Source organism: Catellatospora sp. NPDC049111, assembly GCF_040648615.1.
Classification (GTDB): domain Bacteria; phylum Actinomycetota; class Actinomycetes; order Mycobacteriales; family Micromonosporaceae; genus Catellatospora; species Catellatospora aurea.
Genome location: NZ_JBEZEB010000048.1, coordinates 21,675 through 38,386, shown reverse-complemented (window position 1 = coordinate 38,386; position 16,712 = coordinate 21,675). Strand labels below are relative to the sequence as shown.

The 16,712-nt window shown below is 71.4% G+C and carries 16 protein-coding genes; 6 read left to right on the top strand and 10 right to left on the bottom strand.

Annotation, left to right across the window (positions count from 1 at the left end):
* Window positions 1-55 precede the first annotated feature (55 nt).
* Genes AB0B66_RS37530 through AB0B66_RS37520 form a run of 3 tightly spaced genes read right to left on the bottom strand, consistent with a single transcriptional unit; the run spans window position 56 to window position 2,791 of the window.
* Window positions 56-1,285, bottom strand: a complete 1,230-nt coding sequence (locus AB0B66_RS37530; RefSeq protein WP_360539343.1) for an ABC transporter substrate-binding protein — start codon at window positions 1,283-1,285, stop codon at window positions 56-58.
* 56 nt (window positions 1,286-1,341) lie between these two features.
* A complete protein-coding gene (locus AB0B66_RS37525) occupies window positions 1,342-2,034 on the bottom strand; it encodes an ABC transporter ATP-binding protein (RefSeq protein ID WP_360539292.1) in 693 nt (230 codons plus the stop codon).
* Window positions 2,021-2,791, bottom strand: a complete 771-nt coding sequence (locus tag AB0B66_RS37520) for an ABC transporter ATP-binding protein (RefSeq protein ID WP_360539290.1) — start codon at window positions 2,789-2,791, stop codon at window positions 2,021-2,023. Before AB0B66_RS37520 ends, AB0B66_RS37525 begins: the two co-directional genes overlap by 14 nt.
* Before the next feature lie 221 nt (window positions 2,792-3,012).
* Here AB0B66_RS37520 and AB0B66_RS37515 point away from each other — a divergent pair, with 221 nt between their 5' ends.
* Window positions 3,013-3,795, top strand: a complete 783-nt coding sequence (locus AB0B66_RS37515) for a VOC family protein (protein WP_360539342.1) — start codon at window positions 3,013-3,015, stop codon at window positions 3,793-3,795.
* Window positions 3,796-4,045: 250 nt separating this feature from the next.
* Here AB0B66_RS37515 and AB0B66_RS37510 read toward each other — a convergent pair whose 3' ends face one another.
* From AB0B66_RS37510 to AB0B66_RS37495, 4 genes are all read right to left on the bottom strand, one after another.
* The gene (locus AB0B66_RS37510; RefSeq protein WP_360539288.1) at window positions 4,046-4,360 is read right to left on the bottom strand and encodes a 4a-hydroxytetrahydrobiopterin dehydratase; all 315 of its coding nucleotides are present in this window, start codon (window positions 4,358-4,360) and stop codon (window positions 4,046-4,048) included.
* 221 nt (window positions 4,361-4,581) lie between these two features.
* Window positions 4,582-5,334 (bottom strand): YebC/PmpR family DNA-binding transcriptional regulator, encoded by a 753-nt coding sequence (locus tag AB0B66_RS37505; protein ID WP_360539286.1) that lies wholly within the window; start codon window positions 5,332-5,334, stop codon window positions 4,582-4,584.
* 42 nt (window positions 5,335-5,376) lie between these two features.
* A complete protein-coding gene (pdxT, locus tag AB0B66_RS37500; RefSeq protein ID WP_360539284.1) occupies window positions 5,377-5,985 on the bottom strand; it encodes a pyridoxal 5'-phosphate synthase glutaminase subunit PdxT in 609 nt (202 codons plus the stop codon).
* Between the two features lie 37 nt (window positions 5,986-6,022).
* Window positions 6,023-7,333: an aminotransferase class I/II-fold pyridoxal phosphate-dependent enzyme gene (locus tag AB0B66_RS37495; RefSeq protein ID WP_360539282.1), complete on the bottom strand. Its 1,311-nt coding sequence runs from the start codon at window positions 7,331-7,333 to the stop codon at window positions 6,023-6,025.
* Window positions 7,334-7,393: 60 nt separating this feature from the next.
* Here AB0B66_RS37495 and AB0B66_RS37490 point away from each other — a divergent pair, with 60 nt between their 5' ends.
* From AB0B66_RS37490 to AB0B66_RS37470, 5 genes are all read left to right on the top strand, one after another.
* Window positions 7,394-7,864 carry an Lrp/AsnC family transcriptional regulator gene (locus tag AB0B66_RS37490; protein ID WP_239167169.1) on the top strand — a complete coding sequence of 157 codons (471 nt, stop codon included), beginning with the start codon at window positions 7,394-7,396 and terminating at the stop codon, window positions 7,862-7,864.
* A 254-nt stretch (window positions 7,865-8,118) separates the two neighbouring features.
* Window positions 8,119-9,384 (top strand): glycosyltransferase, encoded by a 1,266-nt coding sequence (locus AB0B66_RS37485; RefSeq protein ID WP_360539280.1) that lies wholly within the window; start codon window positions 8,119-8,121, stop codon window positions 9,382-9,384.
* On the top strand, window positions 9,381-11,261 hold the full coding sequence (locus AB0B66_RS37480; protein ID WP_360539278.1) for a glycosyltransferase family 39 protein: 1,881 nt from the start codon (window positions 9,381-9,383) through the stop codon (window positions 11,259-11,261). Before AB0B66_RS37485 ends, AB0B66_RS37480 begins: the two co-directional genes overlap by 4 nt.
* Before the next feature lie 42 nt (window positions 11,262-11,303).
* On the top strand, window positions 11,304-13,385 hold the full coding sequence (locus tag AB0B66_RS37475) for a galactose oxidase early set domain-containing protein (protein ID WP_360539276.1): 2,082 nt from the start codon (window positions 11,304-11,306) through the stop codon (window positions 13,383-13,385).
* Window positions 13,382-13,858 (top strand): hypothetical protein, encoded by a 477-nt coding sequence (locus AB0B66_RS37470; protein ID WP_360539274.1) that lies wholly within the window; start codon window positions 13,382-13,384, stop codon window positions 13,856-13,858. Before AB0B66_RS37475 ends, AB0B66_RS37470 begins: the two co-directional genes overlap by 4 nt.
* A gap of 42 nt (window positions 13,859-13,900) precedes the next feature.
* Here the strand turns inward: AB0B66_RS37470 and pdxS are convergent, their stop codons facing one another.
* The 3 genes from pdxS to AB0B66_RS37455 all read right to left on the bottom strand — a co-directional run bounded on the left by pdxS (window position 13,901) and on the right by AB0B66_RS37455 (window position 16,711).
* Window positions 13,901-14,791, bottom strand: a complete 891-nt coding sequence (gene pdxS / locus AB0B66_RS37465; protein WP_360539272.1) for a pyridoxal 5'-phosphate synthase lyase subunit PdxS — start codon at window positions 14,789-14,791, stop codon at window positions 13,901-13,903.
* Window positions 14,792-15,032: 241 nt separating this feature from the next.
* Complete coding sequence (locus tag AB0B66_RS37460; RefSeq protein ID WP_360539270.1) at window positions 15,033-15,524, bottom strand: hypothetical protein; 492 nt, start codon at window positions 15,522-15,524, stop codon at window positions 15,033-15,035.
* Window positions 15,525-15,556: 32 nt separating this feature from the next.
* Window positions 15,557-16,711, bottom strand: a complete 1,155-nt coding sequence (locus AB0B66_RS37455; RefSeq protein WP_360539268.1) for a glycosyltransferase family 4 protein — start codon at window positions 16,709-16,711, stop codon at window positions 15,557-15,559.
* Between the last annotated feature and the right edge of the window lies 1 nt (window position 16,712).

Genomic DNA, 16,712 nt, shown 5'->3' with positions numbered 1-16,712 from the left:
GGTTAAGAAGGGCACCTTCCACCACGCATGGCGATAAGAAGGTGCCCTTCCTTGGTCAGAGTTTGCAGTCGGGGCTGGGGGTGCGGAAGGCGTCGGCGGCGGGGATGGTGCGCAGGATCTTGACGTAGTCCCATTCCTCGGTGACCTCGGCCGGGGTCTTGACCTGGGCCAGGTAGGCGTCGTGCACGACGCGGTGGTCCTCGGCGCGGATCTTGCCGTTGCGCAGGAAGACGTCCGAGACGTCCTTGCCTTCGAGCTGCTTGACCACGGCGTCGGCGCCGTCGGTGCCCGCGGCTTGCACGGCCTCCAGGTACTGCAGGGCAGCCGAGTAGTTGGCGGCGTGGGCGAAGGTCGGGCGGACCCCGGCGGCGGTCTTGAAGCGGTCGGCGAAGGTCCGGTTCGTCAGGTCGTAGTTCCAGTACCAGGCGTCGGTGTAGGTGGTGCCGGCGAGCGCGGCCGGGGTCAGCGAGTGGATGTCGGTGAGGAACATCAGGCCGACGGCCAGGCCCACGCCCTTGTCCCGCAGCTTGAACTCGTTGTACTGCTTGACCAGCGCGACCAGCTCCGCCCCGGCCTGCATGGTGCCGAGCACGTCCGGCTTCGGGTCCAGCGTCGGGGCCTTGAGCAGGTACGTCGAGAAGTCACCGCTGGTGTTCGGGAACGGGGCGGCGTCCCGGCCCACGATCTTCCCGCCCGCGGCTTCGACGGCCGCGGAGAAGCTCTTCTCCATGTCCTGCCCGAACGCGTAGTCCGGGTAGACGATGTACCAGTTCTTCCTGCCTTCCTCCGTCGTGTTGCGGCCGGTGCCGTTGGCCAGCATGTACGTGTCGTAGGCGTAGTGGAACGTGTACTTGTTGCAGGACTTGCCGGTCAGGTCGGTGGTCGCGGCGGAGATGTTGAAGTAGAGCTTCTTCTTCTCCTTGGCCACGTCGGCGACCTTCAGCGCGGCCGACGAGGTCGGCACGTCGAGGATCACGTCGACGGCCTTGCGGTCGTAGAGCTCGGCGGCCTTGGCGTTGGCGACGTCCGGCTTGTTCTGGTGGTCGGCGGTCTCCACACCGAACTCCTTGACCACGGCCTTGTCGCCGTACTTCTCCTGGTAGTCGGTGATGGCCAGCTCAACAGCCTTGATCGAGTTCTTGCCGGACAGCTGCGAGTACGCGCCCGACTGGTCGTTGAGCACGCCGAACACGACCTTGCCGTCGGACAGCCCGCCACCGGCGGCGTCCGACTTCGGGCCGCCGCCGCCGCAGGCCGAGGCCAGCAGCGCGGTGGAACACAACATCACCAGAACCGCTTTGGTACGCAAGACATCTCCCTGGGGGTGTGGGGTGGTGCGTTTCAGATGCCGAGGTAGGCCAGCAGGTCCTTCTCGCGCGCGGCGACCTCGGAGTTCTCCAGCGATTCCACGACGCGCCCCTCGGCCAGCAGGTGATGGCGGTCGGCGACGGTCGTGGCGAAGTGCAGGTTCTGCTCCACCAGCAGCACGGCCACCCCGTGCTGCTTGGCCTGCCGCAGGATGTCGCCGACCTGCGCGACCAGCAGCGGGCTCAGGCCTTCGGTGGGCTCGTCGCACAGCAGCAGCCGCGCGCCCATGCGCAGCACCCGGGCCAGCGCGAGCATCTGCTGCTCACCGCCGGACAGGGTGGTCGACGGGGCGGTGCGGCGGGCGTGCAGGTGCGGGAAGGCGTCGTACACCTGCTCCATCGACCAGGGTGACGGCCCGACCACGGGCGGCAGCGACAGCGTCTCGGCCACGGTCAGCGTGGCGTAGCAGCCCCGGTCGTCAGGCACCCAGCCCAGCCCGGCTCGCGCCCGCCGGTGCGCGGGCTGCCCGGACAGCGTGCGCCCGGCCAGCTCGACGGTGCCGCGCTGGCCGGAGTGCAGGCCCATCACGCAACGCAGCAGGGTGGTCTTGCCCGCGCCGTTGCGCCCGCACAGGGTGACCACCTCGCCCGCGGCGATCTCCAGGCTCACCCCGCGCAGCACCTGCGCCTCGCCGTACCAGGCCGACAGATCGTCAATGCGCAGCACGGACCGCTCCCTCACCGAGATAGGCGGTGATCACGCGGGCGTCCGCGCGCACCTCGTCGTACGGGCCCTCCACCAGCACTTTTCCCGCCTGCAGCACGGTGACCCGGTCGGCCAGCGCGCCGACCACGGACATGTTGTGCTCCACCATGACCACGGTCCGTCCGGTGCGGATCGCCGCGATCAGGGCGACGGTGCGGTCCACGTCCTCCAGGCCCATGCCGGCCGTCGGCTCGTCCAGCAGCAGCACCGACGGCTCCAGGGCCAGCGCCAGCGCCAGTTCCAGGGCCCGCTTGCGGCCGTACGCGAGCGCGTCGGCGGTGGTGCCGGCCAGATCGGCCAGCCCGACCATGTCCAGCAGCTCCATGGCCCGCGGGGTGTAGCGGCGCATCAGCTTCGCCGAACGCCAGAATTTCCAGCCCAGCGAAGATCCGCTCTGCAGCGCCAGTTCGACGTGCTCCAACGCCGTGAGCTGCCCGAACAGGCTGGTGATCTGGAAGGAACGGGCCACGCCCCGGCGGGCGAAACCCTCCGGCGCCAGTCCGGTGACGTCCGCGCCCGCCACCTCGATCCGCCCCGCCGTCGGCGGCAGAAAGCCGGTGAGCAGGTTGAACAGTGTGGTCTTGCCGGCTCCGTTGGGTCCCACCAGCGCATGCACGCTGCCCGCCGCCACGGCGAGGTCGACGCCGTCGACCGCGCGGAAACCGCGGAACTCCTTGGTCAGCCCGATGGCGCGCAACGCCGGGGGATCTGGGCTCATCTGCTGCTCCTTGGGATGCTTCGTGCCACGTGACCTGGGTCACTGCGAATGCCCCGGAAACGTATGACTCACCGAGCAGCAACAGCCATGTAATCCGCCCACACAATCGACACGTCGACGATGTGCGATTCGCGCGGTTCCGCTCCCCTCGTCTGCCACCATCGGATGAAGCGGACAAACCGGTCCGTGTCACGAAACATCCGTGTCAGGAACAGAGGGGTATCGGCATGGCCAACGCATTCGGCGTTCCCACCTGGGTCGACCTGAGCACCACTGATCTGAAGAGCGCGACCGAGTTCTACACCCAGCTGTTCGGCTGGGACGCCGAGGTCACCCCGGAACCCGAGGCGGGCGGCTACACGACATACCTGATCGACGGCAAGCAGGTCGCCGGCGCGGGCCCCATCCAGGGCGAGAGCCAGCCACCGATGTGGACGACGTACGTCGAGACCGCCGACGCAGCGGCCACCGCCGCCAAGGTCGTCGAGTTCGGCGGCAGCGTCCTGCTGGAGCCGTTCGACGTGCTCGGATACGGCAAGATGGCGGTCTTCCTGGACCAGGCCGGGGCGATGTTCGCGGTCTGGCAGCCCGGCACCCACGGCGGCGGCGAGATCTTCCGCAAGCCCGGCACGCTGGCCTGGAACGAGCTCACCACCCGCGACCCGGAGGGCTCGAAGATCTTCTACGGCGCCGTGTTCGGCTGGAAACCGCAGGACATGCCGCTCGGCCCGGTCATCTACACCGAGTTCCAGCTGGACGGGGCCCGCGTCGCCGGCATGATGCCGATGGAGGGCGACGAGTGGCCCGAGGACCTGCCCCCGCACTGGATGGTGTACTTCCACGTCGCCGACTGCGACGCTGCCGCCGCACACGCTCAGGAACTCGGCGGCACCGTCTCCATCCCGCCCACCGACATCCCACCCGGCCGCTTCGCCGTCCTGTCCGACCCCCAGGGCGCCTTCTTCTCCATCATCACCGTCACCCCCGACCGCCTCACCGCCTGACCCCCCCCGAACAAAGGAAGGGCACCTTCTTAACGCTCCGCGTTATAGAAGGTGCCCTTCCTAACGTCCCATGCCTGGTGAGCTGGGAAGTCCCGACCCGCACGGCCGGACGCCGCCGAGACCGACGACCGCGACGCCGACCGCGGTCGCGGTCCGGGCATGCAGTTTCGAGGGAACTGCACGAAAGACCTCGCCCGATCCTGCGGTTTCCCCGAAACTGCAGGATGCCGGGGCAGATCGTGCGGGGCGGTCAGTGGTTGGCGGGCTGGTCTGCGGTGGCGCCGGCGACGATGTCGTCGATCAGGCGCGCCAGGCGCAGGTCCAGGTCGGTGAGGCCGCCGGCCGCGTGGGTGCAGCACGTGAAGGTGAGATGGCGGTAGCGGATGTCCATGTCCGGATGGTGGTCCATGCTCTCCGCCGCCTCCCCCACCTGGGCCACCACGGCCAGCGCGGCGGGGAAGCTGGGCAGCTTCACGGTGCGGGTGATGCCGTGCACGTCGCCGGTCCAGCCGCGCAGGGCGGCGAGGCCCTGCTCCAGCTCGCCGGGGTTGAGGACTTCGACCATAGAGACCATGATGCCCAGAATTCGCCCTCCGTCACCCGATTAGCGGAAAGAAGACCGACTTCCCCATCCAAGATCGCTCGACTTGCCCGGCACCTGGGGGAATCGGGCTTCAAGATACGCACAGGTGCAGGGCAAGTCGGATGATCTTGGTGTACGGCGGGACCGGGCGGGACGCCGCAGGGCCCCGTCCTGGAGCGGACGGGGCCCTGCGGCGAGGCGGATCAGGCTTCGATCTTCTCGATGATGTCGTCGGAGATGTCGAAGTTCGCGAAGACGTCCTGGACGTCGTCGCAGTCGTCGAGCACGTCGATCAGCTTGAGCACCTTGCGGGCACCCTCCTCGTCCAGCGGCACCTGGACGCTGGGCACGAAGGTCGACTCGGCCGACTCGTACTCGATGCCCGCGGCCTGCAGCGCGTTGCGGACCCCGATCAGGTCGCCCGCCTCGCTGATGACCTCGAACGACTCGCCCAGGTCGTTGCACTCCTCGGCCCCGGCGTCGAGCACCGCGCCGAGCACGTCGTCCTCGGTCAGGCCGTTCTTGGGCACGATGACCTGGCCCTTGCGGGAGAACATGTACGACACCGAACCGGCGTCGGCCAGGTTGCCGCCGTTGCGGGTGAGCGCGGTGCGCACCTCGGTCGCGGCGCGGTTGCGGTTGTCGGTCAGGCACTCGATCAGGATCGCCACGCCGTTGGGGCCGTAGCCCTCGTACATGATGGTCTGCCAGTCGGCGCCGCCGGCCTCCAGGCCGGAGCCCCGCTTGAGCGCCCGGTCGATGTTGTCGTTGGGGACCGAGTTCTTCTTGGCCTTCTGGACCGCGTCGAACAGGGTCGGGTTACCCGCCGGATCAGCCCCGCCGGTGCGCGCCGCCACCTCGATGTTCTTGATGAGGCGGGCGAACAGCTTGCCCCGCTTGGCGTCGATCGCCGCCTTCTTGTGCTTGGTCGTCGCCCACTTTGAGTGGCCGGACATCAGATCCTCCGTCAGCGCGCTGGTGAAGCTTCCTGTCCCGGGTCAGGAGGCCTGGTCACGCACCATGTCGACGAAGAGACGGTGCACCCGCAGATCCCCGGTGAGCTCCGGGTGGAACGAGGTGGCCAGCAGGTTGCCCTGCCGGACCGCGACCATCCTACCGGTGGCGGGGCCTGCGGTGACCCGGCCCAGCACCTCGACATCCGCGGTGACCGACTCGACCCACGGCGCGCGGATGAAGATCGCGTGCACCGGCTCGCCCTCGACGCCCGCGATGTCGACCGGGGCCTCGAACGAGTCGACCTGGCGACCGAAGGCGTTGCGGCGCACCGTCATGGCGATGCCGCCGAACGTCTTCTGGTCCGGCCGCCCGTCGAGCACCTCGTCGGCGAGCATGATCATGCCGGCGCACGATCCGTACGCCGGCATGCCTTCGGCGAGTCGCTTGCGCACGGGCTCGTACACCTCGAACGCGAGCGCCAGCTTGCTCATGGTGGTGGACTCGCCACCCGGGATGACCAGGGCGTCGATCTCGGCGACCTCCTCGGGACGGCGCACCGGCCGGCCGATCACGTCGCACTCGGCCAGCGCGGCCAGGTGCTCGCGCACGTCACCCTGCAGGGCGAGCACACCGATGACGAGGTCTGGCACGGGTCCTCCCAATAAGATCATCCACTGTAGGTCGAGTCTATGCCGGTACGGGCGCGCTCCCGTTCACGGCCTGCGCCGATGTGGCGGACACCGCCTCGGCGGCGAACGCCTCGGGCCCCGGCATCGCGATGACCGGCGCGGCGAGCACGGCCGCGGGCGCCGGGACCGCGATCGGGGCCCGAGTCGCAGCGGTCAGGGCCTGGTCCAGGTCGGCCCACAGGTCCTCGGGGTCCTCCAGGCCGACCGACATGCGCAGCAGGTTCGGGGTGATGCCGCCGGTCTCCTTGCCCTCGGCGTCGACGAGCCGGTGCGTGAGCAGGGCCGGGTGCTCGATCAGCGAGTCGACGGAGCCGAGGCTGACCGCGGGCGTGATCAGGCGCAGCGCGGCGACCACGGCCGCGGCGTCCCCCGTGGTCTCGAACGCGATCATCGCGCCGGGGCCGCGCATCTGCCGGCCGATCAGTCCGCGCGGGTCGTTGCCAGGCAGGCCCGGGTAGTGCACCTTGCTGATCCCCCGGTGCACGGCCAGCCGTACGGCCAGCGTCGCGGCGGTGGCCTGCGCGGCGCGTACCCGCAGCGGCAGCGTGGCCAGCCCGCGGTGCAGCAGGTAGCCGGCCAGCGGGTGCAGCACCGCGCCGGTGAGGATGCGCACCTGGCGCAGCGCCCCGGCCCGCTGCTCGGCGCAGGCGACGACGCCGCCGAGCACGTCGCCGTGCCCGCCGAGGTACTTCGTGCCGGAGTGCACCACGTACGCCGCGCCCAGCCGGGCCGGGCTCTGCAGCACCGGGGTGGCGAACGTGTTGTCGACCAGCACCGGGACGTCGCCGGCCTGGATGACGACGGTGGCGATGTCGACCAGGTTCAGCGTCGGGTTGCCCGGGGTCTCGACGACCACCAGGCCGGTGTCGGGGCGGATCGCGCGGGCGACCTCGTCCTGCTCGACCCAGGTCACGGACAGCCCGAGCAGTCCGATGGACAGCAGGTGGTCGGTGCCGCCGTACAGCGGGCGTACGGCGACCACGTGCCGGCGCTCGGTCATCAGGCAGGCGGCCTGCAGCACCGCGGTGATCGCGGCCATGCCGGAGGCGAACGAGACGGCGGCCTCGGTGCCCTCCAGCTCGGCCAGCGCCTGCTCGAAGCGGGCCGTGGTCGGGTTGTAGAGCCGCTGGTAGACCGGGGTCGCGGCGGTGGCCGCGCCGTCGGCGAACGCACCCAGCGCCGCACCCGCGGCGACCTGGTCGTGCATCGGGTACGTGGTGGAGAAGTCCAGCGGAAGCGCGTGCACACCGAGCTCGGCCAGGTCGGCACGGCCCGCGTGCACCGCGCGGGTGTCGACGGAGTAGGTCATGGGCGTGATCTTCGGGCCTTCTTCGGCCCTGGTAAACAGGGTCCGAATACTCTTCGGGGTATGACCGGAAACACCGTGCTTGATGCGATCGACGCGGCGATCCTGCGCGAGTTGCAGAACGATGCGCGGATCTCGAACAAGGATCTGGCGGCGCGCGTCAATGTCGCCGCCTCGACCTGCCTGGAGCGGGTGCGCGCGCTGCAGCGCCGGGGGGTGCTCGCCGGGTTCCACGCCGACGCCGATCCGGCCGCGCTGGGCCGCCCGCTGCAGGCCTACATCGCGGTACGGGTCCGCCCGCACAACCGCGACGTGGTGGAGCCGTTCATCCGTTTCGTGCTGGACCTGCCCGAGACGCTGGCGCTGAGCCACATCGCGGGCGCGGACGACTTCCTGGTGCACGTCGCCGTCCGCGACGCCGCCCACCTGCAGCGGCTGCTCCTGGACGGCTTCACGTCCCGCCGCGAGGTGGCCCATCTGGAGACCCAACTGATCTTCAGCCACATCCGGAAGTGGGACATCAGCCCTTTGTGACGAGGCGCTCCACGGGGCGGCCGACAACCGGCGGAGGACGGCCCCGTCATCCCGCGACGGCCGGTGACACGGCACGTTCGACAGCGCGCTGCCACGCCGATTTCTCCGCGTAGCCATTCGCTCGCCGCGCCGGTTACCCAAGGCATACGCCCGGCGGACACGGAATCCGCTCACGTGGCATCCACGTGCAATGTCCGTTTTGTACAGATAAGGGAATGTATGCCCCTGTTGCTCAACAGCCGGACGGGCAGGTCATGGCTGCCGTCACGATGACCGCCGTCTCCCTCGCCCTGTTCGCCTTCGCCGTGGTCACGCTCTGGTGGACCATGCACGCCTGGCGCACCCCGGAGACCCTCGCCGCCACCAGGTTCGCCGCTCCCGACGGCGCGCACACCCTCTCCTTCTCGCTGCTCGTCCCGGCCCGCCACGAGGAGGAGGTGCTCGCGCACACCGTGCGCCGGCTGCTCGAATCGAGCCACCCGCACTACGAGGTGATCCTCGTGGTCGGCCACGACGACGAGGGCACCACCGCGGTCGCCCGGCAGCTCGCCGAGCAGACCCCGGACCGGGTGCGCGTGGTCGTCGACACCAACGAGGTCAAGAGCAAACCCAAGGCGCTCAACAGCGCGCTGCCGCACTGCCGCGGCGACGTCGTCGGGGTCTTCGACGCCGAGGACCAGGTGCACCCGGCCCTGCTCACCCACGTCGACCACGCCTTCCGGCGCAGCGGCGCGACCGTGGTGCAGGGCGGCGTCCAGCTGATCAACTTCCATTCCAGCTGGTACAGCCTGCACAACTGCCTGGAGTACTTCTTCTGGTTCCGCAGTCGCCTGCACCTGCACGCCCGCCGAGGATTCATCCCGCTCGGCGGCAACACCGTCTTCGTCCGGACCGACGTGCTGCGCCGCGCCGGCGGCTGGGACGGCACCTGCCTCGCCGAGGACTGCGACCTGGGCGTACGGCTGTCCAGCAGCGGCGAGCGGGTCGTGGTGGCGTACGACTCGGCGATCGTCACCCGGGAGGAGACCCCGGATTCGGTGTCCGGGCTGCTCAAGCAGCGCACCCGGTGGAACCAGGGCTTCCTGCAGGTGCTGCGCAAGGGCGACTGGCGCGGGCTGCCGACGTTCTGGTCGCGCATGCTCGCCCGGTACACCCTGACCGGCCCTTTCGTGCAGGCGTTCTCGGCGATCGCGGTGCCGATCGGCCTGTACGTGGCGCTGTTCGCGCACGTGCCCGTCGCGGTCGCGATGCTGACCTTCCTGCCGGCGCTGCCCACGGCCGCGACGCTGGCGTTCCAGGTGGCCGGGTTGCGCGACTTCGGCAAGCAGTTCGGCCTGCGGGTGCGCCCGGTGCACTACGCGCAGCTCGTGCTCGGCACCTTCCCGTACATGCTGATCCTGTCGGTGGCCGCGGTCCGCGCCATCTGGCGCGAATGGACCGGACGCACCAACTGGGAGCTGACCAGGCACGTCGGCGCTCACCTCACCGAAACCCCGGCCACGGACGGCAGCGCGTCATGACCACCTCGTCGCGCCGGCGCGCCCGCTCCCGTTCCTTCGCGAAACGGCCCACCCCGCCCCGGGACATCGCGGTCACCTTCCACCCGGCCGCTCCACCGGAACCCGCCACCCCTGCGGACGAACCGGTCCTCGACGCCGCCGCGGCCGACGACCCGCCGTCGACGGCCGAGCCCGGCGCACCGATCGACCTGGCAGAGGAGGCCGAAGCCGACGCCGAGACCGAGGTCGAGGTCGAGGTCGAGGTCGAGGTCGAGGTCGAACCAGCGGAAGTCGAGGTCCACGCCGAGGAAGTCCAGGCCGCAGTCCCGGAAACGACGGTCGGGGTCGAGGAGCGGCCCGAGCCGATGCGCGCCCGGCTGCTGCGCCGCCTGCGGTCGCCGGGCGGCCTGCTGGTCACCGGCATCACCGCGATCGTGCTGTTCGTGCACGCCTGGAACATCACCGGGTTCCCGGCCGCCAGCGACGACGAGGGGACCTACCTCGCTCAGGCCTGGGCCGTGCGGCAAGGGCTGGGGCTGGGCCACTACACCTACTGGTACGACCATCCGCCGCTGGCCTGGATCCAGCTCGCCGCGTTCTCCTGGCTGCCCGCCGCGCTGTCCGACGGGCTCGCGGTGCCCACCGGCCGGTACGCGATGCTGGCGGTCACCGCCGCCATCCTGCTGCTCACCTACCTGCTCGGCCGCCGCCTCGGGCTGCCCCGCTGGGCGGCGGCGGTCGCCGTGCTCTGCTACGGGCTCTCGCCGCTGGCGGTGACCACGCAGCGGCAGATCTACCTGGACAGCTTCGCCGTGGCGTGGCTGCTCGGCGCGCTGGTGCTGGCGCTGTCGCCCCGGCGGCACCTGTGGCACCACGTCGCGGCCGGCGCGGCGGCGGCGGTGGCCGCGCTGTGCAAGGAGACCATGATCGTGGCGCTGCCCGCGGTGGTGCTCGCGCTGTGGCAGGGCACCGCCCGCAACGGGGTGCGCGCCTTCTCCTTCGCCGGGTTCGGCAGCGGGCTGCTGCTGGTCGGCGGCTTCTACCCGCTGTTCGCGATGCTCAACGGCGAGCTGCTGCCGGGTCCGGGCCACGTGTCGCTGATCGGGGCCTGGCAGTTCCAACTGCACAGCCGCACCGGCTCGGGCAGCGTGTTCACCGCGGGCAGCCCGGCCAACACGGTGGTCGGCTCGTGGCTGTACTACGACGTGGTGCTGCTGGCCGGCGGTGTGCTGGCCGCCGCGGTGGCGCTGGCGGTCCGGCGGCTGCGGGTGCCCGCCGTCGCGGTCGCGCTGCTGGCGGTGGTGGCGCTGCGGCCCGGCGGCTACCTGCCGACGATGTACGTGATCCAGGCGCTGCCGTTCCTCGCGCTGTGCCTGGCCGGAGTGCTGGCACTGGCGGTCCGGCACGGCCTCACCGGGGCGCCCGGCGAGCAGGTCCCCGGCTGGCGCCGGGCGGTGCTGCTCGGGCTCGCCGTGCTCGCGGTCGGCGTGGTCGGGGTGCGCTGGTCGGGCGGCGTCCACCGGGCGCTGACCGCCCGGGACAACACGCCGTACGAGGCGGCCGCGGCGTGGCTGCGCGAACGGGTGCCCGACCGGGCCCGCACCCGGGTGGTGGTCGACGACGTGATCTGGCTGGACCTGGTGCGCGACGGGTTCCCGCGCGAGAACGTGCTGTGGTTCTACAAGGTCGACCTGGACGCCAAGGTCGCCGCCGAACTGCCCCGCGGCTGGCGCGACGTCGACTACGTGGTCTCCACCCCGGCGATGCGGGGCGACCGGGCCCCGCTGCCGACCGTGGACGCGCTGCTGGAGCACTCCGACGTGCTGGCGACCTTCGGCGCGGGCAGCGACCGCATCGAGATCCGCTGGGTGCCCGACTCCCCCGCCGACCGGCGCTGACCGCGCCGTGACCGGACACGACACCGATCCCAGGGAGGCGACGTGAATCCGATCCCGTGGCTGCGGGCGCGCCGGCGCAGACCGGCCCTGGTCCTGGCCGCGCTGCTGGCCGCGGCGGGACTGGCCGCCGAGGCCGCGTACGCCGATGCGAACCTGGTCGCCAACCCGGGCCTGGAGGCGCTGTCCGGCGACGGCTTCCCGCTCTGCTGGAACGCGGCCGGGTGGGGTGACAACTCGTACACGTTCGCGGTCACCGGGGACGCGCACGGTGGGACGTCCGCCATGGCGATCACGCTGGCGGACCGGGCCTCGGGTGACCGCAAGGCGATGATGGTCGAAGACGCGTCGTGCGCCCCGAACGTCACGCCGGGCCACCAGTACGACCTGTCGGTCTGGTACAAGACGACCACCACCGGCACGGTCATGACGATGTTCCGGCACGACACGGCCGCCGGCTGGCAGTACTGGACGGACCTGGCGTCGCTGCCGGTGACCGCGGAGTTCACCGAGAAGACGGTGCGCACGCCGCCGATCCCGCCGCACACCGACCAGATCACCTGGGGCGTGACCGTCTACGACACCGGCACGCTGGTCACCGATGACTACCGGATGGTCGACGTCACCCAGCCGACGCCGGGTGCGGCGTGCAGCTCGGGTGAGGCCTGCGCCAAGGGGGCGTGGCAGGTGATGCCGTTCACCGCCCCGGCGCGGGCCATGCACGCGGTGGTGCTGCACGACGGGAACGTGCTGCTGGTGGCCGGTTCCGGCAACGACGCGGACGCGTTCGCGGCGGGCAGCTTCGCGACCGCGCTGTACCGGCCGTACTCCGGGACGTTCGTGAGCGTGCCGACCCCGGCGGACCTGTTCTGCTCCGGGCACGTGCAGCTCTCCGACGGGCGGGTCCTGATCATGGGCGGCAACAAGGACTACCCGAGCGCCGACGGCGCGACCGGCTACCGCGGCCTGAAGGAGTCCTATGTCTTCGATCCGGCGGCCGGCGCGTACACCCGGCTCAACGACCTCAACGCCGGGCACTGGTATCCGTCGGCGACCCTGCTGGGCAACGGCGACGTGATCTCGCTGGGCGGGCTCGGCGAGGACTCCGGCGGCACGGTCGCCACCGAGTACTACTCGGCGGCGCAGGGGCGCTGGCTGGGGCTGAACGAGACCAACCAGACCTGGCGCTTCTGGGGGCTGTACCCGTCGATGATCCTGATGCAGGACGGCCGGCTGTTCTACACGGGCAGCCACGTCTTCGGCGACAACCTGCCCGGCACCGGCGCGTCCATCTACGACCACGCCGCCGGCACCGTGACCGACGTGCCCGGCCTGCGCCGCAAGGACGAGCGCGACCAGTCGATGAGCGTGCTGCTGCCGCCCGCGCAGGACCAGCGGGTGCTCACCCTGGGCGGCGGCAACAACGTCGCCAACCCCGACGCCCACCGGCTCACCGACGTGATCGACCTGAAGGCCGCCGCCCCCGCGTACACCCCGGGTCCGCCGATCCCGACCGGGACGCTCACCGGCGGCGTGCCGCAGACCGAAGACCAGGGCAAGATGTACGTCTCCGCGGTGCTGCTGCCCGACGGCCTGGTCTTCGAGACCGGCGGCGGCCTGCACAACCGGGCCGACCCCGTCTACGAGGCGTCGATGTTCGACCCCGCCACGAACACGTTCACCGCGGGCATGGCCACCGACCCGATGCCGCGCACGTACCACTCGTCGGCGTTCCTGCTGCCGGACGGGCGGGTGATGGCCTTCGGCGACAACCCGGGCGACGGCTCGTTCGCCACCCACATCTCGATCTACTCCCCGCCGTACCTGTTCCGGGGGGCACGGCCGCAGATCAGGTCGGTGGCGAGCACGCAGTGGGCGTACGGCTCGACGCAGCGGATCACGGTGGACGGCCCGGTGCTCAAGGCGGCCCTGATCCGCCCGGCCGCGGTGACGCACTCGTCCGACCCCAACCAGCGCTACGTCGACCTGCCGATGACGGTGGACGGCGACGGCATCGGCCTGAACCTGACCAGCAACCCGAACATCGCGCCGCCCGGCTGGTACATGCTCTTCGTCGTCGGCGCCAACGGGGTGCCGTCCGTGGCCAGGTGGGTGCACCTCTCGTGAACACGTCCACGCGTACCGCGCTGCGCCTGCTCGCGGCCGCCGCCGTCCTGCTGACCGTCGCCACCGGCCTCGGCCCGTCCACCGCGACGGCCGGACCCGCGACCTGGGTCACGCTCGGCCCACACCCGGCCCGGCCCGGCACGGTGCGGCCGTTCGTGCAGTCGTTCGCCCGCAAACCTCAGGCCAGGCCGCAGGTGCCGCTGCCGAAGCCGAAGAAGCCACCGGAGCTGCCCGCGAGCATCGACGGCTGCGACCACGGCTACCGCATGCCGCAGCAGCCGGGCCTGTGCGTGCCGTGGCGGTTCCCGCCCGGGGTGCGCGCGCGCTGCGACTGGCTGCGCGGCCACGGCTACTTCGACCCGGCCCCGGACGGCACGGCCGCGCGCCTGCTCGTTCGCGGCAGGGACCGGCACCGCCTGGACCCGGACCGCGACGGCGAGGCCTGCGAGAAGACGGAGCGACCCGCCCGCTGAGGTCAGCGGGCGGGTCGTCAGGAGGCGCTCACGGCCGGTGGTTCACCAGCCGCGCTCGGCCAGGCGGTGCGGCTGCGGGATCTCGTCGACGTTGATGCCGACCATGGCCTCGCCCAGGCCGCGGGAGACCTTCGCGAGCACGTCCGGGTCGTCGTAGAAGGTGGTGGCCTTCACGATCGCCTCGGCGCGCTGCGCCGGGTTGCCGGACTTGAAGATGCCCGAGCCCACGAAGACGCCCTCGGCGCCGAGCTGCATCATCATCGCGGCGTCGGCCGGGGTGGCGATGCCGCCCGCGGTGAACAGCACGACGGGCAGCTTGCCGGTCTCGGCGATCTCCTTGACCAGCTCGTACGGCGCCTGCAGCTCCTTGGCGGCGACGTACAGCTCGTCGGCGGGCAGCGAGGTCAGCTTCTTGATCTCGCCACGGATCTTGCGCATGTGGGTGGTGGCGTTGGACACGTCACCGGTGCCGGCCTCGCCCTTGGAGCGGATCATGGCCGCGCCCTCGGTGATCCGGCGCAGCGCCTCGCCCAGGTTGGTCGCGCCGCAGACGAAGGGCACGGTGAACTGCCACTTGTCGATGTGGTTGGCGTAGTCGGCCGGGGTCAGCACCTCGGACTCGTCGACGTAGTCGACGCCGAGCGACTGCAGCACCTGGGCCTCGACGAAGTGGCCGATGCGGGCCTTGGCCATGACCGGGATGGAGACGGCGTTGATGATGCCGTCGATCATGTCGGGGTCGCTCATGCGGGACACGCCGCCCTGGGCCCGGATGTCGGCGGGCACACGCTCCAGCGCCATGACCGCGACGGCGCCGGCGTCTTCGGCGATCTTCGCCTGCTCCGCGTTGACGACGTCCATGATCACGCCGCCCTTGAGCATCTCGGCCATGCCGCGCTTCACGCGGGCGGTGCCGGTCACCGGTACGTTCACAGACTCGGTTGCAGACATGATGTCGCGCTTCTCCTGACACACGGGATCGAGGACCGCGGAGGAGGCCGCCCGGCGTCATACGATCACCGCAGGGCGGGCGGCAGGCTCCGCTGGGGTGAATTCTACGCGGGGGCGAGCAGGCCACCCGACGGCCAATCAGCACCCTGTGGCCCGGCCTGTGACCCGAGTCACAGGTGTGACCTGCGACAACTCAGCGGAAGCCGCAAATGTACCCGAGCGCTCAGACCGCGCTCAAGGTCGGGTCGTCGATGTCGAAGTAAGACGGGCGGGTGTGCTTGCGGTTGAGCCGCAGCAGGCGCACCAGCGGCCGTTCGCGGGACGCCAGCGCGCCGCGGACCAGGTCGGTGTGCATCTGCCGGGCCAGCGCGACCCGGCGGCTGGCCGCGATCACGGCCGCCCCGTTCGGCTCCTGCGGGTCGAGGGCCTGCTTGCGCAGCATCCGGGTGAGGTCGTTCTCCGACGCCTCCCGATCGTCCTCGCGGGCGTCCAGCGCGGCCCGCGCGGCCGCGTACAGGTCCGCGCCCGCCGGATCGCCGGCCAGCTCGTGCTCGGCCAGCACCGCGGCGGCCGCCGCGCGGCGCACCAACTGCGAGTCCAGCGCCCGGCCCGCCGAGGCGGCCCGCAGGTGCAGGCGGTCCACCCGCCCGGCGGTCCAGGTGACATACGACGCGATCACGACCACCAAGGCCACGACGCCGATCACCCAACCCATGCCGGGCATCGTAGTGGTGCGCCGTTACGGGCTCACCACTGCGCGGGGGTCTCCTCCCCGCTGACCGTCTCCCCGAGAGCCTCGATGGCGCTGTTGTAGACCTCCAGCACCCGCGCCGCGACCACCGGCCAGTCGTACGCGGCGACCACCCGGCCCGCGTGTTCGGCCAGCTCACGGCGGCGTGCACCGTCGTCGAGCAGGGCGCTGACGGCCTCGCCCAGGGCCGCGGCGTCGCCGTTGGGGAACAGGGCGCCGGCCCGGCCGCCGTCCAGCACCCGGCGGAACGCGTCCAGGTCGGTGGCGACCACGGGCGCGCCCGCCGCCATCGCCTCGGTGAGGATCATGCCGAACGACTCCCCGCCGGTGTTCGGCGCGATGTACAGGTCGACGCTGCGCAGCATGCGCGCCTTGTCCTCCTCCGACACCTTGCCCAGGAACGTCGTGCGCTCGGCGACCACCGGCGGCAGGTCCACCTCGGCGAGGTCGCCGGGCCCGGCCAGCAGCAGCCGCATGCCGGGCCGCTGCGGCATCACCTCGGCCAGCGCGCGGGCGAGGATGTCGAAGCCCTTGCGGGGCTCGGTGAAGCGGCCCAGGAAACCGACCGTGCCGCCGTACCCGGGCCGGCACTCCCCCGGCCAGCCCGGCAGCGGCTCGGCGTCGGCGAAGTGCGCCACCGACACCCCGTTCGGGATCTCCACCGCGCCGCCGTCCAGGTGCTCCACCTGCACCCGGCGGGCCAGCTCGCTGACCGCGATGCGGCCGGTGATGCGCTCCAGCACCACCCGTGCCACGGGCGCGCCCGCCGCCAGCGCCCGCGAGCGGGTGATCGCGGTGTGGAACGTGGCCACCACCGGGCCGCGCGCCGACATCACCGCAAGCAGCGACAGGCTCGGCGTCAGCGGCTCGTGCACGTGCAGCACGTCGAAGTCGCCTTGGTGCAGCCAGCGCCGGGTGCGCGCGGCCGAGATCGGGCCGAAGTTGAGCCGGGCCACCGAGCCGTTGTACGGCACCGGCACGGCCCGCCCGGCGGCCACCACGTAAGGCGGCAGGGGCTGGTCGTCGTCGGCGGGCGCGAGGACGCTGACCTCGTGCCCCATCGCGATCAGCGTCTCGGCGAGGTCGCGTACGTGGAACTGCACCCCGCCCGGCACGTCCAGCGAGTACGGGCAGACGATTCCGATCCGCACG